Source organism: Flavobacterium sp., assembly GCF_035456085.1.
Classification (GTDB): domain Bacteria; phylum Bacteroidota; class Bacteroidia; order Flavobacteriales; family Flavobacteriaceae; genus Flavobacterium.
Genome location: NZ_DATIDY010000114.1, coordinates 1 through 26,313, shown reverse-complemented (window position 1 = coordinate 26,313; position 26,313 = coordinate 1). Strand labels below are relative to the sequence as shown.

24 protein-coding genes are annotated in these 26,313 nt (G+C 31.3%); all 24 read right to left on the bottom strand.

Translation table 11 applies throughout. The annotated features are described in order from the left end of the window. Positions 1-213 precede the first annotated feature (213 nt). The gene (gene gmd, locus VLC96_RS08810; protein WP_325262211.1) at positions 214-1,332 is read right to left on the bottom strand and encodes a GDP-mannose 4,6-dehydratase; all 1,119 of its coding nucleotides are present in this window, start codon (positions 1,330-1,332) and stop codon (positions 214-216) included. A gap of 18 nt (positions 1,333-1,350) precedes the next feature. Next, entirely contained in the window at positions 1,351-2,244 is an 894-nt protein-coding gene (locus tag VLC96_RS08805) for an NAD-dependent epimerase/dehydratase family protein (RefSeq protein WP_325262209.1), read from the bottom strand. After that, positions 2,245-3,282 (bottom strand): WaaS/CpsH family glycosyltransferase, encoded by a 1,038-nt coding sequence (locus VLC96_RS08800; RefSeq protein WP_325262208.1) that lies wholly within the window; start codon positions 3,280-3,282, stop codon positions 2,245-2,247. Continuing rightward, positions 3,282-4,415, bottom strand: coding sequence for an NAD-dependent epimerase/dehydratase family protein (locus VLC96_RS08795; RefSeq protein WP_325262207.1), 1,134 nt, complete (start codon positions 4,413-4,415; stop codon positions 3,282-3,284). Before VLC96_RS08795 ends, VLC96_RS08800 begins: the two co-directional genes overlap by 1 nt. Positions 4,416-4,447: 32 nt before the next feature. After that, positions 4,448-5,029 (bottom strand): DapH/DapD/GlmU-related protein, encoded by a 582-nt coding sequence (locus tag VLC96_RS08790; protein ID WP_325262205.1) that lies wholly within the window; start codon positions 5,027-5,029, stop codon positions 4,448-4,450. Positions 5,030-5,033: 4 nt separating this feature from the next. After that, a complete protein-coding gene (locus VLC96_RS08785) occupies positions 5,034-5,822 on the bottom strand; it encodes a glycosyltransferase family 2 protein (protein ID WP_325262204.1) in 789 nt (262 codons plus the stop codon). Between the two features lie 16 nt (positions 5,823-5,838). Then, entirely contained in the window at positions 5,839-6,972 is a 1,134-nt protein-coding gene (gene wecB / locus VLC96_RS08780; RefSeq protein WP_325262202.1) for a non-hydrolyzing UDP-N-acetylglucosamine 2-epimerase, read from the bottom strand. A gap of 47 nt (positions 6,973-7,019) precedes the next feature. Further along, positions 7,020-8,138 (bottom strand): polysaccharide biosynthesis C-terminal domain-containing protein, encoded by a 1,119-nt coding sequence (locus VLC96_RS08775; protein WP_325262200.1) that lies wholly within the window; start codon positions 8,136-8,138, stop codon positions 7,020-7,022. 9 nt (positions 8,139-8,147) lie between these two features. Then, on the bottom strand, positions 8,148-8,564 hold the full coding sequence (locus VLC96_RS08770) for a WxcM-like domain-containing protein (RefSeq protein ID WP_325262199.1): 417 nt from the start codon (positions 8,562-8,564) through the stop codon (positions 8,148-8,150). Positions 8,565-8,597: 33 nt separating this feature from the next. Beyond that, positions 8,598-9,632, bottom strand: a complete 1,035-nt coding sequence (locus tag VLC96_RS08765; protein ID WP_325262197.1) for a polysaccharide biosynthesis protein — start codon at positions 9,630-9,632, stop codon at positions 8,598-8,600. A 2-nt stretch (positions 9,633-9,634) separates the two neighbouring features. After that, positions 9,635-10,930 carry a glycosyltransferase family protein gene (locus VLC96_RS08760; protein ID WP_325262195.1) on the bottom strand — a complete coding sequence of 432 codons (1,296 nt, stop codon included), beginning with the start codon at positions 10,928-10,930 and terminating at the stop codon, positions 9,635-9,637. Positions 10,931-10,942: 12 nt separating this feature from the next. Next, entirely contained in the window at positions 10,943-11,701 is a 759-nt protein-coding gene (locus VLC96_RS08755) for a hypothetical protein (RefSeq protein WP_325262193.1), read from the bottom strand. A 517-nt stretch (positions 11,702-12,218) separates the two neighbouring features. Beyond that, positions 12,219-13,397: a glycosyltransferase family 4 protein gene (locus tag VLC96_RS08750; RefSeq protein ID WP_325262191.1), complete on the bottom strand. Its 1,179-nt coding sequence runs from the start codon at positions 13,395-13,397 to the stop codon at positions 12,219-12,221. A gap of 1 nt (position 13,398) precedes the next feature. Beyond that, positions 13,399-14,163: a glycosyltransferase family 2 protein gene (locus tag VLC96_RS08745; protein WP_325262188.1), complete on the bottom strand. Its 765-nt coding sequence runs from the start codon at positions 14,161-14,163 to the stop codon at positions 13,399-13,401. Positions 14,164-14,205: 42 nt separating this feature from the next. Next, positions 14,206-15,186 (bottom strand): GDP-mannose 4,6-dehydratase, encoded by a 981-nt coding sequence (locus VLC96_RS08740; RefSeq protein ID WP_325262186.1) that lies wholly within the window; start codon positions 15,184-15,186, stop codon positions 14,206-14,208. A 37-nt stretch (positions 15,187-15,223) separates the two neighbouring features. Then, complete coding sequence (locus VLC96_RS08735; RefSeq protein ID WP_325262185.1) at positions 15,224-16,327, bottom strand: glycosyltransferase family 4 protein; 1,104 nt, start codon at positions 16,325-16,327, stop codon at positions 15,224-15,226. 82 nt (positions 16,328-16,409) lie between these two features. Beyond that, a complete protein-coding gene (locus VLC96_RS08730) occupies positions 16,410-17,189 on the bottom strand; it encodes a class I SAM-dependent methyltransferase (protein ID WP_325262183.1) in 780 nt (259 codons plus the stop codon). Positions 17,190-17,462: 273 nt separating this feature from the next. Beyond that, complete coding sequence (locus tag VLC96_RS08725) at positions 17,463-18,404, bottom strand: nucleotide-diphospho-sugar transferase (protein WP_325262181.1); 942 nt, start codon at positions 18,402-18,404, stop codon at positions 17,463-17,465. Positions 18,405-18,408: 4 nt separating this feature from the next. After that, complete coding sequence (locus tag VLC96_RS08720) at positions 18,409-19,686, bottom strand: flippase (RefSeq protein ID WP_325262180.1); 1,278 nt, start codon at positions 19,684-19,686, stop codon at positions 18,409-18,411. Beyond that, a complete protein-coding gene (locus VLC96_RS08715) occupies positions 19,683-20,669 on the bottom strand; it encodes a UDP-glucuronic acid decarboxylase family protein (protein ID WP_325262179.1) in 987 nt (328 codons plus the stop codon). The genes VLC96_RS08720 and VLC96_RS08715 overlap by 4 nt, the downstream gene beginning before the upstream one ends. A 392-nt stretch (positions 20,670-21,061) precedes the next feature. Then, a complete protein-coding gene (locus VLC96_RS08710) occupies positions 21,062-22,129 on the bottom strand; it encodes a Wzz/FepE/Etk N-terminal domain-containing protein (RefSeq protein ID WP_325262178.1) in 1,068 nt (355 codons plus the stop codon). A gap of 99 nt (positions 22,130-22,228) precedes the next feature. Further along, positions 22,229-24,766: an SLBB domain-containing protein gene (locus tag VLC96_RS08705; RefSeq protein WP_325262176.1), complete on the bottom strand. Its 2,538-nt coding sequence runs from the start codon at positions 24,764-24,766 to the stop codon at positions 22,229-22,231. Positions 24,767-25,089: 323 nt separating this feature from the next. Further along, positions 25,090-25,557, bottom strand: coding sequence for a UpxY family transcription antiterminator (locus tag VLC96_RS08700; RefSeq protein ID WP_325262174.1), 468 nt, complete (start codon positions 25,555-25,557; stop codon positions 25,090-25,092). A gap of 56 nt (positions 25,558-25,613) precedes the next feature. Next, positions 25,614-26,313: dTDP-glucose 4,6-dehydratase (locus tag VLC96_RS08695; protein WP_325262172.1), on the bottom strand; the 700-nt coding region annotated here is incomplete at its 5' end.

Genomic DNA, 26,313 nt, shown 5'->3' with positions numbered 1-26,313 from the left:
CATAATTTTTATTCTAAAAAAAAACAATATAAAATGACGTTAAGATAGCCTAGCTCACACTATACTACACACAAAACCTACGCCTAATATTGTCATTCCGTAGGAATCTCAAAAATTTACGGATTATTAGAATATTGAAAAACGTCATTGTTAGCATAGTCGAGAGACATAACTCAAGACCAACAACCAACAACCAACAACCGGCTACTCAAATCAATATCTAACAGCCGATCTCACTTCTTTTAACATTTTTTCTTTTTGAACATACTCAAGATCAGACTCCATCATTTCTTTAACAAGTCCTTTCAAATCATATTTAGGCTTCCATCCTAATTTAGTTTTCGATTTCGTAGGATCTCCAATCAATAAATCCACCTCAGTTGGACGGAAATATTGTGGATCAACAGCAATTACCTGTTTTCCTAACTCAATCTGATAAGCAGGATTGCTGCAGGAAGCAACGTATCCTTTCTCGTTTACTCCTTCCCCTCTAAACTCAATATCTATTCCTACTTCTGCAAATGACATTTTAACAAAATCACGAACATAAGTAGTTTCTCCCATGGCAATGACGTAATCTTCCGCAACATCTTGTTGCAAAATACGCCACATAGCCTCTACATAATCTTTGGCATGCCCCCAGTCACGCTGTGCATCTAAATTCCCTAAATATAAACAATCTTGGACTCCCAAAGCAATAGCAGATGTTGCCATTGTAATTTTTCGAGTCACAAATGTTTCCCCTCTGCGTGGTGATTCGTGATTAAACAAAATTCCATTACAGGCAAACATACCATAAGCTTCTCGATAATTTTTGGTAATCCAAAAACCATAAATTTTAGCCGCTCCATAAGGTGACCGTGGATAAAAAGGAGAATGCTCATCATATAATCCTTTTTCATTTTTATTTTCAGCCAAACCACCATACAACTCCGAAGTAGAAGCTTGATATATACGGGTCTTTTTCTCTAAACCTAAAATACGTACAGCCTCCAAAATACGAAGTGTACCTATACCATCTACATTAGCTACATATTCTGGTGAATCAAAAGATACCTTTACATGACTCATCGCTCCCAAATTATATATTTCATCTGGTTGCACCTCTTGAATAATTCGAATTATATTAGTAGAATCCGTTAAATCCCCATAATGTAATTTAAAATTGACATGTTCTTCATGTAAATCTCGATAAATATGATCGATTCTTTGAGTATTAAAAGAAGATGCCCTTCTTTTAATACCATGAACTATGTATCCTTTTTCTAATAATAACTCTGCCAAGTACGACCCGTCTTGTCCCGTGATTCCAGTTATAAGTGCAATTTTCATATTTGTAATTTTATTTTTTTAATTTCTAAACGAGATAAATGTTCTCCTCAATCCTTCTTCTACAGAAATTGGTAATGATTTGCCAATCGCTTTTACAATCTTATCATTATCAACCACATAGCTTTCTGTTAGCTTTTGCAACCGTTCTGAATTCAAAGGTAAATTCAAATAGTCACCAATTTTAGCCATTCCTTTAATCCAAGAAATAGAAATTGACAAAATAATACTTTTTCTTTCCAAAGTAGTGCTTAACAATCTTATTAATTCATTTGTAGATATCGCCTTATCATCTGAAACCTGATACACGCCAGACGGAACAGTTGTATTTTCCAACAATTCCTTTATAACAAAACAAAGATTTTCAATACTCAAAAACGAACGCTTGTTTTCAAAGGCACCTAGTGGCCAAGGAAATCTTTTTTTAACCAGTTGGTATAACAGATTAAGATTTCCCTTGTTTCCCATACCGTGAATCATACAAGGCCTTAGAATATAAATTCGTTTCCCGACAGGCAATTCTTTACTCAAAATATATTTTTCTGCTTGATGTTTAGCTATACCATAATGTGTTTTTGGATTAGGCTCAGTTTCTTCATTTAAAACTCCTTTCACATCATCTACTACCGCTTTTACAGTACTCATAAAAATAAAAACAGAAGCTTCCGAAATTAAAAAGGCATCAAACAATTGCTTGGTCAATTCAAAATTAGATTCGTAATATTCTGAAGGCTTAGATACTTTTTTTAAATCATGGGCTTTTCCTGCTAAATGAATAATAACGTTACCTGTCAAATCAAATTGTTGATTAGGCCGATATCTTATACTCAAAGCTTGCAATTCGTTTGAAAATCTTAAATAATTTTGAAGGTTTTTACCTACAAATCCTGTTGCGCCTGTTATAATTACTTTCATTTAATCAATACCTTTAATCCAATAATTTGACTCTTTCTCAACAAAAATACAATTTAACCAACCTTCAATCGATGCTTTATAAAACAATTCTTCACTCACATCTTGGTATGGAGTTACAAAAAAGTTCTTATCCAAAACCACATTGTTTCTATCAATGATATAAACATTATTAGGGTTATAAAAAAGATACTTTTTTATTTCAGTATTTGTGGTAATCATCTTTTTCCCTGATCCTATAGCTTCAAATGTTCGCATTGTAAGACCTTTTTGTCCAGGATGATTAATATCCAAAATCACTTTGGATTCTTTGTACAAGCCTAATATCTGAACCGTTGTTAAACTTTCGAAGCTCAATTTCTTATAATCGAAAAGCTGAAAACTTTTATCAAATATTTTTTTATAAAAATATACTAAACGCCCATGTATGAAATAATAACAATAAGAAGATAAACGATTTTGATTACACCAATTAACAATTAGATTACTTATCTGATAACGGTCGGAATGGGCCGTACCGAGAAAAAGCAAATCGTATTTGAATTTTCTAACTGAAGTGTTTTGTATCTTTTTATAAGAATCTAGAAAAAACAGAGGCCTAAAGCTCAAGCCAAATTTTACCGCATCATCAGGATCAAAGGTGAATTTTTTATCGAAATACTTTATTATTGTTGTTGGATGATCGTGATTAGTAAACGAATCCCATGTATAGAATATAAATTCACACTTAGGGTGATCTTTTCTGAACGCTACAAGAAAAAATTCGGGGACTACCTCTCCTCTATTTACAAACAAATAATCGTAATTCTGATTCTTAGTTTCTGCTAAAATCTGTCTGTAATAGATGTCTATTCTATGCTGGTAGAAACTTCTTTTTATACGAATTATTCCCTTTACAAAATTGTTATTTGAGGGGCGCTCGTCAAAATAATGGACTTCAGCCCCTAATTCTTCTAATTTCTTTTGAATTTCCTTTTCCAGATTAAATGTCTGAACCGAAAAAAACAGAATTCTTTTCTTATTTAATTTGTTTTTCAACATTATTTCAACAACCCTTTTTTTGTCATTTCTTCCAATGAATCGTTTAATCGATCTTCTTGTATTTCCTGTTGTAAAACCCAAGCCGTAAATCTATTAATTCCTTCTTCAAAAAACACTTTTGGGGCAAATCCTAAAAGTTGTGAAATCTTGGTCATATCAGCGTAATTATGTCTTATATCTCCCAAACGGAATCTTCCGGTTACTGTTACCGGAACTTCAATATCATAGGCTTTTATCAATGAATTAGCTACAGTTAGAACATCCGTTGGAACACCTGTACCTACATTGAACACCTCTCCATTAGCTTCTTCTTTTTCGATTCCAAGGATTGTGGCTGTAACAACATCATCTATAAATACAAAGTCCCGTGTCTCCTTACCGTCTTCAAAAATCTGAATACCATTTTTATTTCTTATTTGGGTAGAAAAAATAGAGAGTATTCCTGTGTATGGGTTAGACAAGGATTGACCAGGACCATAAACATTTTGGTATCTGAAAGCCACTGGCGCAATTCCAATAGTTGGGCAAACAGTCATAATCATTTGCTCCTGATTTTGTTTGGTAATTCCATAAACCGATGAAGGATGAATTTTTGATTCTTCGTCAGTAGCTACTAATTTCAATTTAGAGTCTCCTTTATATTTTACCTCAAAATCACCAGCCAACATGTCATTTTCTACTCTGTGTTTTGGGTAAACTGCTCCTAAGTCAGGATGAATATATTTTCCTTCACCATAGATAGAGCGAGAAGATGCAATAACCACCTTTTTTACCCTGTGTTTTTGGTTTGCTAAAATATCGAGCATAATAGCCGTACCCTGAATATTTACTTCTGTATATTTTTCTATGCAGTACATAGATTGTCCTGTTCCGGTTTCGGCAGCAAAATGAACTATTACATCTTGATCGTCTATCGCTTTCTCCCAGTCGGTTTTCGAAGTAACTGTCCCTTTTATAAAAGTTACTTTTTCTTTAATACTTTTGTATAAAGGAGAAGTTTCTCCAGGCTTCTCGCCATGAATTTGAGGCGACAAATTGTCCAGAACCGTAATCTTGTGACCTTTCTCTATTAATGCAAAAGCAAGATTACTTCCTATGAATCCAGCTCCACCTGTTATTAATATATTTTTCATTCTAAAATTTTGTTCTTGTTGTCTTTTTTAAATTATTTGTTTTTTTCTATAAAAGTTCCATCAGGATTGGTTCTTTCCCAAACTTTTGCTTCAATATTATATCGCTTTATTACTTTTGCAGGCACCCCTGCGATTACACTATAATCTGGAAATACACCTCTGACTACTGCGTTAGCACCAACAACACATTGTTTTCCTAATATTGTTCCTGCTTGAATTGCTACACCATACCCAATAAAACAATTCTTCCCTATTCTAGTTTCTTTTACAATCATTCTCTGCTCAAGTATATGCTTCCCTATTTCTTGATAATCATGATCTATATTAGTTACAAAAACATTCCCTGAAATAGTAGTATCTGATTCAATAATTAAATTTCCCGCTGAAGTCACATGAAAATTCTGTCCTATTGAAATATTATCTTCTAATGAAATTTTACCATTGTTATGAGTTTCAATTCTTACCCCTGGCATTATTCTAACTCTTTTTCCAACAGAAACCTCTTTTAAACCAAAAGTAAAAAGAGGAATTCCTATATGTGATGGAAGGGAAAACTTTTTAAAAAAAGGAGCATAACACAAGGCCAAAAAACCCCATACTATTTTATTTATCATTTAGTTATCTTTTAGTTAGCAAAATTCTTCTCAAGTATTTAATTTCATACAAACAAAGAAATAAACAATAAGAAACAATACTTATTTTCCTTTCTTTAAAAACTTCTTTAAGAATAAATAGGTTACCCCTATGCATAGCACTTAAATTGGCAGACAAACCACTATGCCCAAAATGAGGTTTACCATCACCGGTAATAACTAACGAATTTGGTATATAATAAACTTTAGCTTTTGCACAATAACGTATCCATAAATTTCCGTCTTCAGCGTGTGTCATATTTTCATTATATCCTCCAAGTTCTTCAAATAATTTTTTTTTAAAAACAACAGTAGAAGTCTGAGGGTACATCTTTATTAATAATTCTTTTACACTTGCTTTGTGTAACGAATCAATCTTTTTACCAAATATTTTCAATACTTCATTATTCCTTGCGCAACCAATAAAATCAATTTCAGGATTGTTTTTAAGGATTTGCATCTGAATATCTAACTTATTATCTAGCCATCTATCATCAGAATCCAACAAGGCAATAAACTCACCACTTGATAAAGAAAGTCCTTTGTTTCTGGCAGAAGATACACCTCCATTCTTTTTATTGATTAATTGAATGGCAATATCAGAAATATTGTTATATATAATTTCTTCGACTATCTTTTGTGAATTGTCATTAGAACCATCATTTATAACAATGATTTCAATTTTTCCTTTATAAGTTTGCTTTAATACTGAATTAATACAAGTTTCAATTGTATTTTCAGAATTGTACATCGGAATTATTACAGAAACAACCATTTTTTACTATTAAGATTTATTCACTCCAAACCACTCTTTTCACATAATCTGTATAGCTCAAAATAATGCGAACAATTTTCTCAGAAACATTTGGCATCGAATAATCTGCTACTTTTCTAAAATTGCGTTCCACTCCCACTTTTTGGCACAAAACTTGTGTTAATCCTTGGAGAATTCTTTCCGGTGATAATCCTACCATCATCACCGAAGCTTCTTCCATAGCTTCGGGACGCTCGTGTGCTTGACGAATATTTAACGCTCTGAAATTTAAAATGGAAGATTCCTCTGAAATAGTCCCCGAATCTGACAAGACGGCGAACGAACACATTTGTAATGCGTTATAATCATGAAAGCCTAATGGCTTCAAAAATTGGATTTCATCTCGAACCTCCACTTTCATTTTTTCAATCATATTTCTCGTACGAGGGTGAGTTGAAACAATAATCGGGATTTTGTATTTGTCAGCAATCGCATTCAATGAGTTAATCAGTCCGTGAAAATTTTTCTCTGAATTTATATTCTCCTCTCGGTGTGATGATACTACAAAGAATTTCCCTTCTTCTAAATTTAACTTTTCTAAAACTTCAGAGGATTCAATTTGTGGCAAATAATGATGTAAAACTTCAAACATTGGTGAGCCTGTTTTGATAATTCGATCTGCAGGCAATCCCTCTCGTAATAGATATTCACGTGCAATATCACTATAGGTCAAATTAATATCAGAAATATGATCCACTATCTTACGATTTGTCTCTTCTGGAACACGTTGATCAAAACAACGATTTCCTGCTTCCATATGAAAAATTGGAATATGACGCTTTTTTGCAGGAATAGCACATAAACATGAGTTTGTGTCTCCCAAAACCAAAAATGCATCAGGTTTTATTTGTTCCAATAATGGATCTATTTTAATCAAAATATTACCAATGGTCTCAGTGGCTGTTTGCCCAGCAGCTTCAAGGAAAAAGTTAGGTTTACGCAAACCTAAGTCTTCGAAAAAAATCTGATTTAGCTCGTAGTCATAATTCTGACCTGTATGAACAATAATATGTTCTACGGCATCAGATGTATCTAAAGCATCTATCACTCTTGACAATCTTATAATTTCTGGACGGGTACCTACCACCGTCATTACTTTTAATTTTTTCATATTCAATATTTAAACTTACTCAGAAGATATTTAATGCCGTTTAGACTTTACACCTCTTCAAAAAAAGTGTCTGGATTGTTTGGATTATAGGATTCATTTATCCAAAAATTGGTATAAAGCACTTCTTCTCCTATATTTTTTATATTATGAGTGTACCAAATAGGCATATCCACATAGGCAGGTTCATTACCATCCAAATAAAAATCCAGCACTTCATTTGTACCAATGCGACGCAATTGAATCAAAGCTTTTCCTTTGATTACTGCAAAACGTTCAATTTTTCTGGTATGATAATGATTTCCTCTTGTAATACCAGGAACAGTGGTAGAAAAAGAAACTTGTCCACCAACTCCCAATCGAATAATTTCAACAAATGAACCTCTTGGATCTGTATGTTCAATAAATTTTACTGGAAAATGATTTTTAATATCCATGTAACAACGAAAAGTATTGAATAAATTCAATTCAAATGTGTTATTTATGACAGGGATCTCTCCTCGGTCCTGATAGCACTCTTTATAGAATTGAAGCAACGACAATAGTTCCGATACTTTTGCCTCCGAAGTATGAGGTACCAAATATGAAGCTTCTGTTTTACGATCTCGGATTTTTGTTAATATCTCATTGACCAACTCCCCTACATAAATTAATTTTAACTCGCCATCTACTTGTATCTGTGGACTTTCCCCATGAGAAATCTGATGGGAAAAAGTAGCAATAACCGAATTGTAATATGGATGACCAAAAGGACCATAAACATTCGGAATCACCAACCCTGTAAAAACAGATCCAACTTTAATCGACCAGTTATAAAATAATTCACGACCTACTTTTTTAGATTTTCCGTATAAATTATCTCTTTCTTCTTGTGAAGAAGAAGAAAGAATTACGTGTGCTTTGCTAGAAGTTCTTTCTAAAGATGCAATCAAATCGTTTACCAAACCAACGTTAATATCATATAAAACTTGAGGGTCATTATGACGATTCACGGCAGCCAAATGCACAATCACATCACATTGTGAAACAAAAACATCAAGTTTTTCATTACTTTTAAAAAAATCTATATGATATGGTATACGCTCAAATTCATCCAGATGCAATCCCAAAGTGTTATACAAATGCGTCCCTACAAATCCTTCTTGCCCTGTTATTCCTATTTTTAACATTTTTTAATTTTATTTTTTAAAATAATCAAAATCAAATCGATATTCGTCTTGAATGGTTCCTAACAAATAATCCGCCATAACCAACAATTTGGCACCTTCTTCGAGTGCCTGAATACTACTTACATATCCTTGTGGTACATGAAGCACATCAAGTTTTTCGGCTTCAACAATATAGGAGAGAGGTTTTAAATCTTTGGAAGGATTCTCCCAATCATCAATGGCAATCAATTCGATTTTAAAACTACCTTGTAAAACAGAAAACCAACGTTGTTCAATTCGGTGTCCTTGCCAACCACGAACAAATGTGGTTTCATTATTTTCTATGAGATAAATCCTTTTTATTTCCTTTGCATCAAAAGAATTATTAAATCGAACTATACCTCTGGTATCAGAATGACTACCTCCATTTATTATTATCGGAACCATATTTTTAAATCAAAAATCATTAATCAAAAAAACTTATCCTGGCATCTGAACAACATCTTCACCAAAAACTTCTTTTCGAATAAGAGGTAGAGTTGATAATAGTTTTTTCATTCCTTCCACCCCCTGCTGTTCAGTATTATGAGAATGATAATCTTCAATAAGAGAAACATCTTGTTCTCCTTCTGAAAAATATTGTGCATAATTCAAATCGCGATTATCGGCTGGAATTCGGTAAAAATCACCCATATCTTCAGCTTTAACCATTTCTTCACGGGTACATAAGGTTTCATACAACTTTTCTCCATGACGGGTACCAATAATCTTGATTTCAGTATCCGAATTACATAACTCTTTCAAGGCTTGTGCAAGATCTCCAATAGTTCCCGCTGGGGCTTTGTTGACAAATAAATCACCCGGATTCCCATGCTCGAAGGCAAACAATACCAATTCTACTGCCTCATCCAGCGACATCAAAAAACGTGTCATATTAGGATCCGTAATCGTAATTGGATTACCCTCTTTAATTTGTTTTAGGAACAAAGGGATCACAGAACCTCTTGAAGCCATAACATTACCATAACGAGTCAAACAAACTGTTGTATCCAATAAATTTCTTGATGCAGCCACAGCTACCTTTTCCATTAAGGCCTTAGAGATCCCCATAGCATTAATAGGGTAAGCTGCTTTGTCTGTACTCAAACAAATTACTTTTTTTACTTTATTTGCTCCAGCTGCATCAATTACATTTTGAGTTCCAAATACGTTGGTTTTTGTAGCCTCCAAAGGAAAAAACTCACACGAAGGAACTTGCTTTAAAGCAGCTGCATGAAATACATAATCTACGCCACGCATCGCTTGCTCTACACTGTTAAAATCTCTTACATCACCAATATAAAACTTAAGCTTGCCATTTTTGAGCTGATTACGCATATCATCCTGTTTTTTTTCATCTCGGGAAAAAATACGAATTTCACTAAAATGATTGGTATGAAGAAAACGGTTCAAAACAGCATGGCCAAACGAGCCCGTACCTCCAGTAATCAAAAGTGTTTTATTTTCTATTTTCATTTCTACTGTTCGTTTTTAATTATCCTTAAATACCTATCTGCTACTTCATCAAGCAAATAATCTTTAAGAATTATTTTTAATGATTCTTTATCTATTTCTTCTGATGAATTTAAAAAATCAAAAATATTAGTCAATAAATTTTCATCATATTTATCATCAGAATACACATTGAATTTTAAGGGATATTTTTCGACCAATTCCAATGAAGTATCTGCTTCGATGGAACAAAAATTAAGTATTTTTTTTCCTGAATACATATACTCAATTAATTTACTTGGCTCTTGAAACTCATTTTTATTACCTACGTTGAGCAATACATCCGAGTTTTTAATCGCCAAATTTACTTCATCTCTACTTATAAACCCGTTTAGAAAAACAGATTTATCTAATAAGTGCTGATATTCTTTAAAACTATCTATAGTATCTGTAAATTCTCCGTAAAAATCGAGAATAAAATTGTATTCACTATATTTTTTTATAAGCCTGTCAAAAACAGCTAACATTCTTTTGGGAGATCTTGCCTCTTCGGTCAAAGTACCTAAGAACAGAAGTTTTATAGTTTTTGAATCCTGTTTATTTTCTTTTTCATAATCGAATGAATTTGGCATATAAACATTGTGATTTACAGCAATTTTATGCTGTATTTCAGGAAAAAAATCAACATATTTCTGTTTAATTTTCTCAGTAAGAACAGTATTACAATCAGCATTCCGAAAAACTTTTTCCTCAATGCTCCTATTCCTTTTATTGTATAAAAACAAATTATTTATTTTCCCGTTAAAACTAAAAATATCAATCGTATCAGCCAACCAATAAAGAAATGGATATCTTTTCTTTAATTTATTTCCTATTATGTGTGAAGTAAAAGTCCAGGAAACAGTAATAAGCTTATCTATTTTATGCTCTTCGATGATTTTGGAAGCCAAAGGCACTGCTGAAAAATACCACAAGAAAGAATAATCAGGCCAATAGAATTTAGACCATGTAAAGTCATATACTTTTTTGATCCCACGTTTAAACAACATTTCCAGACCCAAAGAATTATTATGCTTAGAAAAGTGATTCTCCCCTTTTATATTTTCTCTATGCTTATATTTTATGTTTCCAACAAAATACTCAGTTGAACGGTATATTTTTATCCCATCAATCTCTTCATATGATAAAAATTGATTTTTATTTGCCGAGATTACAAAAACTTCCATCCCTGCATCTTTCCATCTTTTGGCTACATTAAACCACCTGTAAGCATTTGGTTTATTTTCAGGATAAAAATCGTATGATATTATTAAAATCTTCATTAACTACTTACTTTAAATCGCTATTTCTTTCCTGCTTGTCATTCCCCACATCAAAAATGTTGCTGACATTAATGAATATCTTAAATCTTCATTACTATAGAGCATTATCAATACTAAAAACAAAAAAATTCTAACCATAAAAGAATTAGACGTTTTTTTAGCAAGACTAAAAAGCATATAAAAAAGTAAAACACCAAAAAAAATCCCATAAACTGCAAAAACAGTTGTAATTGTATTTGTATTGTTTCCAACATCCATTGATATCCCAACCAAATCAAGTGTATATTTACCGAAGGCTGCTGGATAATTTTTTATCCCTACACCTACAAGATAATGATCAAAAAACATATTCAAATTTGCAAAAACAGATACTCCTCTAGCTAACGAACTTCCATCCCCAACATTATCTTTACCTATTTTACTAAAAACCATGTCATATAGCCCGCTATAAGACAGTAATACCACAATTGCCATTACAAAAGTTATAATAAGAAATGATTTTGTTTTTAAAACAGAAATATTTGTGTTTTTTGTAAATAAATAAGCAATAAAAATAGCTGCTAGTGTTATAAATGCAGCAGTTGAAAAGGTAGAAAAAATTGCAATTACAAAAACAAAAATATTCTTTTTGTTAATTTCTTTCTTAAAAAATAATTCCAAAATAATTGCTATGTTTAGATATATCATAAATACTCCTGGCTCTCTAAATATAGATGTATTTCTTACATATTCAAGGCCTGCAAAAACAACACAAACTCCTAAATTATACATTGAAGAACCTGCTGAATTAGCTTGAAGTGGAAATATTTCAAAAAAGGACAAAGAAATACTTGCAATCACAAAAACAATCAATGATATCAAGCTAAGAGTATAAATAAATTTCAGATATACAGTAATAAAATCCTTATATGTTACATAATTGACAATTAAAATACCTAAGAGGTACAACCAAATTTGATACACATAACCACCTGAGAATTCAAAATTAAATACAGCAGTAAGCAACACAGAAAAAACAATCAAATAAAAAACCAAACTGCTTTTGGTAAGAATAACAAATGACTTAAGATTACTTTTAACTAAAAGAAAAATGGTTAAAATAAAATAAATTAGATATTTGAATAAAATAGGTGTAAAATTATTTGTAGTGCCAAAGCTGAAGGTGTCTTCAGATATAAAAAAAACAATGAAAAATATGATAAAAGGAATCCAATTAGGTTTATTACCAATATTACCACCAATGTTTTTAATTCTCATTCCTTTACAGTCTTTTTATCAATTTCAAAAATTATATTCCATCAATCACAAATTGAACTGAAGCATTTTTTCCTAATATCTCGTCATATTTCCTTTTCGCATTTTCAGATATGATTTGATATTGAATGCTGTCAAGCTTCGCTATTTTATTAATTACAATTGCTAATTCTTTATAGTTATTATTTTTAAAAAAAAAACCATTTTGAACACTAACTATTTCAGACATTCCTTCGATATCCGAAACAATTACAGGCTTACCTATTGAAAAAGCCTCTAATATAGGAAGTGATGCATGTGGTTTTGAAAATGGTGATATTAATGCTATTGAACTACTATAATAATCAAATATATTATCAACAAGTCCAATTTTGATAATCTTATCAGATTGATTCAAACGAGCAATTAATGAATTAATTCTCCACATATATGGATCAATAATAGAAATAATTCTTTTCATTTTATTTCCAGAATGAATATAATCTCCTCCAAGAAAATATATTCTAACATCATCATTAATATTACTCAATGATTTAACAAATTGTTCAAACCCTTTTATTCTTTGCATTCCCCCTAAATATAAAAAATATTTGTACTTCGGATCTGGAAGTATTTTAATTGATGTATGTCTTCCTTTAAAAACTACAGGATCATAGACAACAGTTGTTATATTTCTCAAATCAACTCGTTCAGCATTATCATATGAAATAGCAATGATTCTGTCACAATATTGTTTAATCACATTCCTGATTATAGCTTTTCTAATCCCTAAAAACCCTTTTGCTAATGGTTCTCTCACATGGATAATTGTCTTTTTTCCCAATTTCTTTGATGCCATAGACCACTCAGAAATAAAAGTAGAATTCAAATAAACGATATCATAATCGAAATCCAAACTTTTCAACTCTCTCTTTGCAAAAAAAAATTGATTCAAGAAAAACATCAAAATATTTTTAAAACTTTCAAGAAATTCAATAACGCTAAAGTACGATGCTTCACTGTGAATAAACAATCTATAAAACTTGCTATAAAATTTGGACTTTGGAAGATAAACTTCTACTCCCGTTTTCTTTATATATTCAACAGCTTCACTGTTAAATAAAGACAGAACTCGGACTTCATTCTTTTTTTTAATTTCTTCAATCAATCCTAATAAAGCAATCAGCCCTCCTCCAACACCAATTCCATGGTGAATTATTAATATTTTTTTCAATTTAACTTTTTAACAAATTCATTACACTTTTTTTATTAAAAGGAATCAACATTTTAAAAAACTTAAAGGAAAACCAAATTTTATCCTTTATAGCAATGTGAGAATTTAATATAATCGATAATTTTTCCCTCAAATATCGATTACTGATCCCTGATGACACTCCCCCGTATTCAAATACAGAAACAGGATATTCCTCATAATAAAAACTACATCCAGAAATAAATCTTTTTAAAAAAAAATCATAATCTGAACAAATTTTATATTGCAGAGAAAAAGCATTCTCTCTCAAAAGTCTCGTTCTTACAAAAGAACTTTGATGACAAAAATTAAGAGAATAATTTAGTTCAATTAGGGGCCTAGCTTTGTTTAAAATAAATTCATCCAATTTCTTAATATACACATCCCCATAAATAATATCATATTTATCATGATTCATTTGATCAAAAAACAAATTAAAATTTCGAATAAAAAACTCATCACCAGCATTCATAAAGTTTACCCATTCTCCCTTTGCTAACCTAACACCTTTATTCATCGCATCATAAATCCCTTTGTCTGGTTCTGAAAGCCAATAGGTTATTTTATCTTGGTACTTTTTTATAATTTCAACTGTTCCATCAGTGCTTCCACCATCAATAATAATGTATTCGTAATCCTCAAAATCCTGATTGACTACACTCAAAATGGTTTGCTCAATAGTATTAACAACGTTATAGGATACAGTAATTATAGATATAAGTGGTAATTTTGTATTATTTATTTTCATCTTTTTATGTACACCTTATAAATGTAAATTCCATTTACAAGACTATTTTTTCAGCAAATCAGCTTTCTCCTCTTCTATCAAAATATCAAGCACATCATAAAATTCAAGCTCATAATTCCAACCTAATTTTGTTTTTGCTGGCGTATTATCTCCATAAATATCAACAATATCTGTTGGTCGCATAAACTCAGTATCTATGACCAATTTATTTAGTGAAATATCCAATTTATCAAATACATACTCTATTATAGATCGAAGCGTAATACTTTTACCTGAGCAGATGATAAAATCCTGCGGATTCTCAGCCTGAAGCATCAACCACATAGCTTCAACATAATTAGGCGAATACCCAAAATCTCTTTTTATGTCAATGTTGCCCACTTTCAAAACCCAATTAGGGTTATTTTTATTTTTAACTGTTTCATGCAGAACTTTTTTAACAAAAAAACCCGTCGATCTCAGGAACGATTCATGATTAAATAAAACCCCATTACAAGCATATAAACCATATGATTCACGATAATTCACCACAGTCCAATGTGCAGAAGCTTTTGAAATAGCATAAGGACTCAAGGGATGCATAGGGGTATTTATATTGATTGGAAGATTTGATACTTTTCCGTACATTTCACTACTTGACGCCTGATAAAACCTAACATCTGGTTTAATCAGCCTTATAGCCTCCAATAAATTTAAGACGGATATAATATTAAAATTGATTGTACCAATTGGTTGTTTAAAAGACAAGCCCACAGAACTCTGTGCTGCCAAATTATAAATTTCATCTGGTCTATATTTATTAATCAATGTGATAATACCCGAAATATCAAGCAAATCACATTCTTCCATCACAACATGTCCATCAATTTCAAGACACATTAATTTTTCTAAACTGTCACTATGATTGTTTCTGGTAATTCCGATTATTCTATACCCTTTTTCTAATAATAATTTAGAAAGGTACGCTCCATCCTGTCCACTGATACCAGTAATAAACGCGGTTTTTGTTTGCACTATATTCATTGATTATTTTTAATCCTAAAATTTAGATTTAGCACTATTAAACTACTGTTTTATATACTTCCAAATGGTCTTTATATGTTTTGTCCCATGAAAATTTATTCAATCTAGAACTCCCTTTTTCCTCTAAACTTTGCCTCAAGGATTGGTTATTTATCAATTCATCGACTGCATTTCTTAAGGACTGAACATTTGTTGGGTCAAAGTACATCGCAGCATTTCCTCCTACCTCGGGTAACGCCCCCCCATTACTCAATAAAGCAGGACAACCACAAGCAAAAGACTCTAAAACTGGGATTCCAAAACCTTCATACAAACTCGGAAAACAAAAAAATAATGCATTTGAATAATAATTTGCCAATACATTGTCGTCGAAAATTCGTTTAAAAATGACCCTATTTTCAATCTTTAAAGTTCTAAATAATTCGTTTTCACTAAAAGTAAAATCACCACCTCCTGCACAAACTAATTTCAAATCATTATCAATTAATGATTCTGCAACAGTCGTTATAAAAAAATGAAAATTTTTATAGATTTCTCTATTTCCAACAAATAAAATATATTCTTCATTTACCAATCTTTGATTTCCAATATCGAAATTCTGAAGTGAATTACCAAGATATACAACATCTATTTTTGAAGGATCAGCATCAAAAAGATCTATGATATCCTGCTTAGTCGTTTCAGAAATTGATATTATTTTACTTGAATTTTCAAGCATCAGTCTCTTATTCTCAAATAATCTAGAATCTGCTTCTAAACTTGAAAATTGACTTGAAAATTTCTCGTGGATCATATCGTAAAAAGTAACTACAAAAGGCTTTCCTTTAATACTGTCAAGAAAATAATCATCATAATAGGTCGGGTGGAATACATCAAAGTTTCCGCAGCGAACTTCACTCATCGACTTTCTTGTATTTAGATAACTTGTTATTCTTTTCTTTCCCTTAAACTGAGAATTTGGAAGAATCCTATTCAATTTAGGATTCAACTTATCGTTATAATAAGCATTATCGCTAAAAAGAGTTGCTACTTCACAACGGTTTTCAACTCCGTCAAATCTTTTAATCAATTCAAAAAAATATCGTGAAATACCTCCGTATTTCTGTGTTGTAAATATCTTATGATCGTATAATATTTTCATTTCTTAATCCTTGTTTAAACTTTATTTTATAGTATTCAAAAATACATGCCTCAACAAGACAACGCATAATTTTAATTTTTTTTCAACAATTCTCACTTACAATTTTATGATAATCAATCATCAATAAAGAATCAGGATATTTGATAATATTATTCAATATTTTGAGAGTATACCTATTTGTAGCTAACCTAAAAACGAAATGAGGTATATTCTTTTCAGTCAATAAATGAAAAGAATTCCCGTTTGAATATAAATTTAAATTAAATTTTTTGGCAATAAATTTTAGTGACTCCATTGAATACAATGATATATGCTGACCGGTTTCTGGCATTACATACCACCATTCCTTTTCATTCATAAAACCTTTTGGCTGCAATTCAGTAGAAAAAAAAATATTTTTACTCTTTTGTAACATTTTTTGAACTTCTACAATGGGATCAACTAAATGCTCAAAGACCTCAAATGATGTAATTAACTCATAATTTGATTTATCATTATCTTCATAACCTTTGGCAAACATATTTTCGCAATAGGTATCATACCTATAAAAATTAAAACCTCTGTCTCTCATAAAGCGGACAAAAACCCCATAACCTCCGCCATAATCTAAAAAACTGGCATCTTTCTTAAAAAACAATTTTATAATTGAACTAACAATTGGAGCGTAATAAACATTCCTACTTAAAAGTCCAATATCTTGAGATGCAATTGCACTTCTATAAGCTTCCTTTAACCAATATGGATTTTCTGTTTGGACAAAACCACAGCATCTACACTTATAATATTGAACATTGTATTTATCTAAAACTTTACATAAAAAGAAAATATCACTTTCTGAACTACAAATTTTACAAGTTATCATATGGGTAAATATTTACTATTATTTTTAAAACTCTTATTATATTTTAATTAATTTTTCAAAAATCAAAGAGAATAGAAACTTACAAATAAAAACTCAATAATGTACTAATTAAAATTTTTACTAATTAAAAAAAATCTTAAAATTTAAAAGCAAGTTATCAAAGAATTAAAAAAATATTTATCAAGAATCTTTTTTCCATAACACTTTAATAACTTGCTTATAAAGTATACTGTTTTCAATAGAAAATAAATAATCAATATTTTAAAAACTAATTTAATGTCGCTTTTTTAACTTTAGTTTTACCAATCGACTACTAACAAATTTTCTCAACTGATTTTTTCTCAACTCCATAACGGAAGGCATTTCTTTTATTAAGGTATAATTATCTGCCATTCGATTTTGATGCACATTAACAGGACTTATAATATCTTTAGGCAATTCACTAAATGCAACATTTGACAATGGGCTATTAAAATCAACCGTATGAGTACCGTTAGCATTAAAGCCAATATTGCTTATCATATTATAATTAGGTATAATAGACAAACAACCATTTATGAGATTAGAAAAAAAATATTGATAATCCCAAGTATTAATTTTACCTGCCTTCGTACTTACAAATGCATTGTAAATCAAGTTTTTATTTACATTATTATCTGTCAAGCTTGACAAAATGTCATTTTCGATGGCTCTTTCAAGATAATTCATGTTAAAATCATATTTCTCCCAAACTCTTCTCCAACTTGCCCATCCCCAAACATGCGTTAATTTAGAATAATAATAATCTCCTTCCCCTCTTTTTATTCCATCCTGAAAATTACATCCGCAAATATGCCCAACTCTGTTATCTAATCGATATTGATTCAACATTGAATCACAAAACCTAAAAAAATCAAGGCTCGGTAAACAATCATCTTCTAATACAATTCCTTCTTCTTCATTTTCAAAAAACCAAGTAATTGCACTACTAACTGCTTTACCACAACCTAAATTTTCATCCCTAAATAAAGTAATCAATTCACATTCCCAATCTATTTGATTTAAAATATTTTTAGTTTCCTTACAAACTAAATCATCATTTCCATTGTTTCTCGGGCCGTCTGCAGCCACATAGAGTTTTTTAGGCTTGGCTTCTCTAATGGCATTGAATAAAATTTGGGTTTCTTTAGGCCTATTAAATATTAAAAAAAGAATTGGCGATTGTACTTGATACATAATTTTAGAAAAATAAAATTGATTTGGTTTGTAAAAGAAAAATATGTCTAGTTTTTTTGAAAAAAATATAATACAAATAAGATGCGAAAAACTGAGATATTAAAGTTGCCATTGCTGCCCCATTAATTCCATATTTAGGTATTAACACAAAATTCAATACTAAATTAATCGCCAATCCCTGTAATGATTTTATCAAATTATGGGTGTTTAGATTTTCGACCACAAGCATGTTCCCGGCCGCAACACCCCAAAAGACAAAAACCCCAGTCCATATACTTATTTGTAAAGCAAAAACTGACATCATATATTCACTACCGTAAAGAAAATTTATAATAAAATTTGAAAAAAAAGTAAAAAAAAGGGCTATTGAAAAACTAATAACAAACATTAATTTCAACAATTTCAAACACACTTCATAATAATTCTTCTTATTTAGATTAAATTTATCAACCAATTTAGGAAAAAAAGAAGTTGCAAATATGGATGGGATGAAATACCATAATTCTGTAAATCTTGTAGAGACAGAATATAACCCCACACTTTTATCTCCAATCATTTCTCCAATCATGATTTGATCCAAACGCATATACATCATAATTACAATCCCTGATAAAATCAATGGCCAAGCTTGCCTCAATAAAATTGTACAATAATCAATTTTAAATTTCCACTTTTTTAAATTATTGATACCATGGTACAAAATAAGTCCAATGGCTGCTAAAACACATTCGATCAGTCCTAAAATTACAAAAGACAATAACGAATACTCAAAATATACAAATAACAATCTTACAATTGATATTACTACAAAAACAGAATTCTTAACAACTACTGTCTTTCTTGACTGCAATAAAGATTGGTTTTTTAAGTCAATCACATCAAAAGTCTGAAACCACAAACTTAATGCCGTAAAAACAGCTACCAAGAATAATTGAATATCGTTTTTAAAAATCAAAAAATACCCCGTAACTATAAGTGTACAAATAAAAGAGCCACATAATCTTAAATAAAAAGCTGTTCCTAGTAATATATGCTCCGATTCATTTTTGTCTAAAAGATGCTTAACTACAATCTGGTCAAGCCCCAAAGTGGCAAATGCACTTACAAGACTAATAAATGCTATAGCATAGTTCCATTTACCAAAAAGTTCAGGACCTAAATATCGTGCAACCAAAACACCAACAATTAAACCAACTCCAAGTCTTAATATTTTATCAAGAAATAACCATAGCGAATTTTTTGAAGAGTCTTGTTTTAAGTAATATGCAATTTTTTCTTTCATAAAATAGTTAAAAACTCTTTATTCTTTTTAGTTGCTTCCAATTCTTCCTTTGTAAAATCAATGAAATAATTGTATGTCAATTTAAGCCCTACTTGACGAGAAATTTTAGGTTCCCAATCTAATATTTCCTTCGCTTTTCTAATGTCAGGTTGTCGCTGTTTGGGATCATCTTGTGGCAAAGGGCAATACACTATTTTTTGATCCGTACTTGTTAATTTAATAATTTCTTGAGCAAAATCATTCATCGTTATTTCATTGGGATTACCAATATTAACAGGATACACATAATCTGACATCAAGAGTCTGTAAATTCCTTCAACTAAATCATCAACATAACAAAAAGAACGGGTTTGAGTACCATCTCCAAAAATAGTTAAATTTTCCCCTCTTAATGCCTGACCTATAAACGCAGGCAATACCCTGCCGTCGTTCAGTCGCATTCTTGGACCATAGGTGTTAAATATCCTAACTATTCTGGTCTCTAAACCATGAAAAGTATGATAGGCCATAGTTATGGCCTCTTGGAATCTTTTTGCTTCATCATAAACACTTCTAGGACCTACAGGATTTACATTGCCCCAATATTCTTCAGGCTGGGGATGAACTGTTGGGTCGCCATATACTTCAGAAGTTGAAGCAATCAAAAATCTTGCTTTTTTTTCCTTTGCTAAACCTAACAAATTATGAGTTCCTAAAGAACCGACTTTTAACGTTTGAATGGGAATTTTTAAATAATCAATTGGACTAGCAGGAGAGGCAAAATGTAATATATAGTCAAGCTTACCACTCACATGGACATAATTAGACACATCATGATTATAAAATTCAAATTGTTTTAATGGAAATAAGTGCTCTATATTTTTTATGTCTCCAGTAATTAAATTATCCATCCCAACTACCTTAAATCCTTCTGCTATAAAACGATCACACAAATGTGATCCTAAAAATCCTGCTGCTCCTGTAACTAAAACTCTTTTACTCATTTTAAATTTAAATCTCTTTTTAATACTATATTTTGAATAAAATATGATTTACATACCCATTCACTGATAAATAAAACCAATTTTTTCTAATTCGCTTTCTTCCGTCAAATACAAAAGTCAGTTTTTGCATACCTCATGTATTTTTACCAATCGTAAATTACAAACTCTTCCCAATTATGTAAGTAAAGGAATAGCATGCGTCTTTACAATGCAGAGATAGAGGTTTCAAAAGTATAATATTCCTTTTTCATTCTCCTCTGACGTTGTAGTGTCCAGATAATCTGAATGAAAAAGGATTTTTTCGAGATCCTTTCGGGTCATATACGACGATTTTAGCCTGCTTGTTATTTTAACCCTAAAATACTGACGAACAATAACCTTTTAAAACTACATTAAACTTGTAGTTCACGCAACAACCTCCTAACAATCAACCATAACACAATTAAAAATCCTGCCGAAAAGCCTCCAATCACCAACCCCTTAGCTTTCCCAAAACGCTCCTTAGGCAATGGCAAAATAGGTCTATCAATAACCTGAATCAATGGCGTTTCCTTACGTAAAGTAACTTTCGCTAATTCAGATTGTTTAACTAATTCTGTTAATATAGCTGTATTAGCCTGAACATCAACCTGCCTACGGGCAGAAGGAGCACGACGTACATTGAGTGCAGGATTTAAATTAAAGGTATTGTCATTAGCAATAGCGACACCTGTAATAGCACTATTTAATTCCGCTCTTATAGAATCTGTTTGCCTGTCTAAGATTTCCATATTCATACGGGCTTTTTTACTTTTGGTATCCACATAGAATTTCCCAACTTGCCTAGCTAGTGCCTCACAAAAATAGAGAGAAAATAACTCGTTCGTTGAAGATACATCCATCGAGATAATGGCAATTTTTTTATCCTTCTGAGCTACAGACAAAGCATTATTTGATAAATTTTGATAAATTACTCCTAAAATACTGTCATGTATTCTGGTAAAATACTTACGCTTACTATCAGGCAAAAATTGAATATTTTTAAATTTTGGATTATCATCCCAATTGTCGCGCCATTTATTGTTTTGGATATACATTTCTGCTAGAGAAATTACTTTTCCATTAACTGTTACTGGTGTCAATAAAGTCTTTTCGACCATAGTACGTGATTTGAATAACTCAGTTAGGTTGGAGCCTGTAAAAATACTTCCGCCCCCACCTCCAAGATCAATCCCAAAAGAACTAGCTAATCCAAACGCTCCCCCTAATCCTCCTCCACTTTTTTCATCTTCTAAAGCAAAAGATAATGTAGCAGTATATACTGGCTTTTTAGAGAAAGAATAAGCCAAACCTATAGAGGCTCCTATAATCCCAGCCAATACAATAATTTTCCATTGACTTAATAAATAAGCATACCACTCTTTCGCTTTTTCAATTAACTCCTTTAAAGAAATTTCGTCGTTTGGTATTTGTTGTTCCATTAAATTAGTTCTCAATTATATTTTTTACTTAAAATCATACTCTCTAAATTCTCTACTCACATCTCAAATCTAATAACCTATTACTCTCAACCCTCATCACTACTTCATCGAAGTAATTATCAATGTAGCCAAACTAGTAATGATAGCTCCAATACTTACCCATTCACCGGTAGTCATTTTCTTAGTCAATGGTTTTTCAGGCACTACTATCTGTGAACCTGGAACCACTTTTGGGTAGGTTCTGAAAAATAACAAAACTGAATTAGAAACTGCAGCTTTACCATTAGGATAAATTACATAAGCCTTCTTTTTCCATCCTCTGGCATCAGTACCTCCAACAGAACTTAAATAATAATTAAAACCCCTGCCTTTTGCATAAGGAATCTCAGAAGTCAATAATACACTTCCAGTTACTTTTACACTTTCTGTATAAGTAGAAACTTCGATTTCATCACCTGGCAATAATGTAACATTAGTATTATTAGCAGGATTTCTAAGAATCTTTACCCAATCAACAGGAATTGTTGCATATCTTTTTTCATCAATTAATTTTCTAGCCAACTTATTTTGAATGGTATCAGATTTCATCTGCAAACCATCTTTCTTTTCGCTGGTTTTTAGTTTTTCGCTCTCTACAAGTTTTTCACTTTCAACATCATCAATTTTAGAACTTACATTCATGTTAATGTTCTCAAGATCTTCAATCTGTTTAGACTGTATAGGCCTTTTGATTTTTACACCGTTTAAATCGGCAACTGAAGTCAAACCACCTGCTCTCTGAATCACATCATATATTTTTTCTTTTTTATTAGCCAAAACATATTTTCCTGTATAATTAACAGCTCCTTTAACTATAACCATCTCTGGTTTTTCATACTGAGCCATTTTACGGATATTCACTACATCATACGGCAACAATTCAAAATTTTTCAATTGTTCGTTACTTTCCGCAGAAATTTCTAAATTGAATAATTCTACCTTATTAGGATTACTATCATCAATGGTTTCGGATTTCATCATTCTAGCGACTTCAACTCTTTTAGAGGCTGAACCAGTCAAACCACCAGCTTCTAACAACAAATCATTTAAAGATAGATTTTCGTGATAATCATAAACACCAGGCGTTTTTACTTCGCCATCGATGGTAACTTTAAATTCCTCCCTAAAATCCAAAATAGAATAAACCGTTACGATATCTTCTTTCTTCAAAGGAATATTAAATTCAGTTTCACCTGCTAAAGCTTTTCCTAAATTTACATTGACAACTTCAGTAGTAAGATCAGGCAATTGACGTACGATTCGAGCACGGTTTTTATAAGCATCTTCTTTTAATCCTTCTGCCTGAGCAATCAGATCCGCAATACGCATTCCTTCATGAAAAGAATAGGTATCTGGTCTAAAAACTGCTCCTTCAATTTTAATACGATTTTCAAATCTGTTTAAAATTTTTGAAACGCGATATACATCTCCATTTTGAGGAATATAACTATTATATTGAGCAGCATGAATATCTGCCACTTTCAATTCTTTTCCTGTTTTTTGTAAAACATTTACAGAAGCGGTATAAGCAAACTCAGTAAAACCAGAAGCAAAATTTAATAAAGCAGCGAAATTTTCTCCTTTCTTCATTTCAAAAATTCCAGGACGCTTTACTTCACCTTCTACAGTAACTCTATTAGTATAGGCAGGAATACGAATAACATCATTATCTTTAAGTCCAATATTATCAGATTGATCACCAGTGACCAGAAAACGATAAATATCAATATTCTTATATACTTTATTGTTACGAATTAATTCGATATTTCGATAACTACCATTTTTTCCAGGACCACCTCCCAAAAACAAAGCGTTATATACTGTAGCCAAAGAAGAAATGGAATAATTTCCTGGCTGTCTGCTTCCGATGATTGTTACCTTAATAGTACGAATACTACTTAGGCTCACAGTAAATTGTGATTGACCTGATCGTACTGTACTATACACTCTTGCAACTGCTGCTCTTATTTTTTGAGTAGCCGCTTCGATGGTCATACCAGAAACAGCTATTTGACCTACATATTGAATATTAACTTTTCCTTCAACAGAAACTGGTACTTCATCACTAAATTCCTGAACACCATTAATACTGATTTGCAATTCATCACCAGGACCTAATATATAATTAACAGGGGTAGCTAATTTTAAATTAGGCTGAAAATTCAAAGTAGGATTATCAAACAATTCAGAACCGAAAACAAGCGAATTAAGACTGTCCTTTATTTTCTTGTTTTCAAATTTTTCTTGTTTACGACCAGAATCATCCTCATCATCTTCATCATCTGAATCTGTTTTTTGGCTTTTCTTTTTGGTGCTTTTTTTATCCAAAGTCTCTTTAGTCGAAGGCAATGCTAAACGTTTTTTTAATTTAGCAAATTCAGTTGCACTCATGCCTTTTGATAATGCCATAGATTCAACTTGGTCTACAGTTACATTATTTGCTTGTAATTGTGATTTTATTTTTGCAATATCACTATCTGATAAATAATCAACTCTTACGGAGCTCAAATCATTACTTTTCAAAATATCCTGTGCAACTATTGTACTAGTCTGAAAAAGTGCTATAATAAGGATAATAGTGGTAAGTATTTTTTTCATTGTAAATCTATTTATTTTAAGAATGAATTCAATTTTAAATTCAATTTATGGCATTAGATAATTAATATATTTACACTATAAGCCAAAGTTTTCAATTATATTTTATTATATAAAACACATAAACTATCATGGCTTCGCCGTTGTGAGTCCCATTTCAGGGTCACCTTTTTTTAAGAATTTGCAAAAATACATTAAAAAGAGTAATTTTCTTTTTTATTTTGCTGTATTTAGCAATTTTAATCTAATATTTTAATTTAAAAAACTTAACTTTTTAATCGCAACAACGGCTTTTTTTACAAACCATTAATAATCAGCATCAACACTCACCCTTTCTTCACAACTTTAAGAATGCAGCCCAAAGATTCTAAAACAAGTACGTAATGATTTTGTTTAACTTCTTGCACAATTGCCGATTGTGCTGCAAATGGACCCGATTCCAATACAATTTTATCTCCCTTTTGCCACTTATCAACCATTACTTCAAAAACATCAGGAACATTCAGCCAATCTTGAATAATCTGAATTTCTCTTTCTTTTACAACAGCTGGTTTTCCTAGCCAAAACAAGTATCGTATAGCGCCTGGAACTTCGAAAATAGCATTTCTGTTCTTTTCATCGATTTGCACAAAAATGTAGGAGTTAAATAATGGTACCTGAATTTTCTTTTTTCGATCTGACCATTGACTTAATTTGGTTACCAATGGGCAATAGGTAGTAATACCTATTTCATTTAACCGCTCCGCAACTTTCTTCTCCCATTTGGGTTTGGTATAAACTACGTACCAGTTCATCTTTTTTGCTTTTAATAAAAACTTAAACTTTTAAACCCTCAGGTTTTTAAACCTTTCTAAGAATACTGTTTTTCATAATAAGAAGCATATGCTCCCGAAGTCACATTATTTAGCCAGTCTTGATTATTTAAATACCAATCAATGGTAATTTCCAATCCTTGTTCAAAAGTAACAGATGGCTTCCATCCCAACTGAGTATTTATTTTGGAAGCATCAATAGCATAACGCAAATCATGACCTGGTCTGTCTTTAACGTATGTAATCAATTCAGCTGATTCACCCATAGATCTACCCAATTTTTGATCCATAATTTGACATAGTACTTTAACCAAATCAATGTTTTTCCATTCATTAAAACCACCAATATTGTAAGTTTCGTGATTTTTTCCATCATGGAAAACTAAGTCAATAGCAACAGCATGGTCTTTTACAAACAACCAATCTCTGGTATAATTTCCATCACCATAAACTGGTAATGGTTTATTATTGATAATATTATTAATAAACAATGGAATTAATTTTTCGGGAAAATGATAAGGCCCGTAATTATTAGAACAATTAGTGATTACATAAGGCAAGCCATAAGTTTCACCATAAGCACGAACAAAATGATCGGAACTAGCTTTTGAGGCAGAATAAGGAGAATTTGGATCGTAAGCAGTAGTTTCTGTAAACAAACCTTCAGCTCCAAGTGAACCATAAACTTCATCAGTGCTTACGTGATAAAAACGTTTGCCTTCAAAATTCCCTAACCAT

Excerpts from the sequence above, each read along its gene's own strand:
- VLC96_RS08700 (WP_325262174.1), bottom strand. The coding sequence starts at position 25,557 with ATGAACTGGTACGTAGTTTATACCAAACCCAAATGGGAGAAGAAAGTT.
- VLC96_RS08715 (WP_325262179.1), bottom strand. The coding sequence starts at position 20,669 with ATGAGTAAAAGAGTTTTAGTTACAGGAGCAGCAGGATTTTTAGGATCA.
- VLC96_RS08720 (WP_325262180.1), bottom strand. The coding sequence starts at position 19,686 with ATGAAAGAAAAAATTGCATATTACTTAAAACAAGACTCTTCAAAAAAT.
- VLC96_RS08790 (WP_325262205.1), bottom strand. The coding sequence starts at position 5,029 with ATGATAAATAAAATAGTATGGGGTTTTTTGGCCTTGTGTTATGCTCCT.
- wecB (WP_325262202.1), bottom strand. The coding sequence starts at position 6,972 with ATGAAAAAATTAAAAGTAATGACGGTGGTAGGTACCCGTCCAGAAATT.
- VLC96_RS08795 (WP_325262207.1), bottom strand. The coding sequence starts at position 4,415 with ATGAAAAATATATTAATAACAGGTGGAGCTGGATTCATAGGAAGTAAT.
- VLC96_RS08745 (WP_325262188.1), bottom strand. The coding sequence starts at position 14,163 with ATGAAAATAAATAATACAAAATTACCACTTATATCTATAATTACTGTA.
- VLC96_RS08765 (WP_325262197.1), bottom strand. The coding sequence starts at position 9,632 with ATGAAAATAGAAAATAAAACACTTTTGATTACTGGAGGTACGGGCTCG.
- VLC96_RS08725 (WP_325262181.1), bottom strand. The coding sequence starts at position 18,404 with ATGTATCAAGTACAATCGCCAATTCTTTTTTTAATATTTAATAGGCCT.
- VLC96_RS08805 (WP_325262209.1), bottom strand. The coding sequence starts at position 2,244 with ATGAAAGTAATTATAACAGGCGCAACAGGATTTGTAGGTAAAAACCTT.
- VLC96_RS08735 (WP_325262185.1), bottom strand. The coding sequence starts at position 16,327 with ATGAAAATATTATACGATCATAAGATATTTACAACACAGAAATACGGA.
- VLC96_RS08770 (WP_325262199.1), bottom strand. The coding sequence starts at position 8,564 with ATGGTTCCGATAATAATAAATGGAGGTAGTCATTCTGATACCAGAGGT.
- VLC96_RS08730 (WP_325262183.1), bottom strand. The coding sequence starts at position 17,189 with ATGATAACTTGTAAAATTTGTAGTTCAGAAAGTGATATTTTCTTTTTA.
- VLC96_RS08740 (WP_325262186.1), bottom strand. The coding sequence starts at position 15,186 with ATGAATATAGTGCAAACAAAAACCGCGTTTATTACTGGTATCAGTGGA.
- VLC96_RS08800 (WP_325262208.1), bottom strand. The coding sequence starts at position 3,282 with ATGTTGAAAAACAAATTAAATAAGAAAAGAATTCTGTTTTTTTCGGTT.
- gmd (WP_325262211.1), bottom strand. The coding sequence starts at position 1,332 with ATGAAAATTGCACTTATAACTGGAATCACGGGACAAGACGGGTCGTAC.
- VLC96_RS08755 (WP_325262193.1), bottom strand. The coding sequence starts at position 11,701 with ATGTATAATTTAGGAGTTTGTGTTGTTTTTGCAGGCCTTGAATATGTA.
- VLC96_RS08775 (WP_325262200.1), bottom strand. The coding sequence starts at position 8,138 with ATGTTAAAAATAGGAATAACAGGGCAAGAAGGATTTGTAGGGACGCAT.
- VLC96_RS08705 (WP_325262176.1), bottom strand. The coding sequence starts at position 24,766 with ATGAAAAAAATACTTACCACTATTATCCTTATTATAGCACTTTTTCAG.
- VLC96_RS08760 (WP_325262195.1), bottom strand. The coding sequence starts at position 10,930 with ATGAAGATTTTAATAATATCATACGATTTTTATCCTGAAAATAAACCA.
- VLC96_RS08785 (WP_325262204.1), bottom strand. The coding sequence starts at position 5,822 with ATGGTTGTTTCTGTAATAATTCCGATGTACAATTCTGAAAATACAATT.
- VLC96_RS08710 (WP_325262178.1), bottom strand. The coding sequence starts at position 22,129 with ATGGAACAACAAATACCAAACGACGAAATTTCTTTAAAGGAGTTAATT.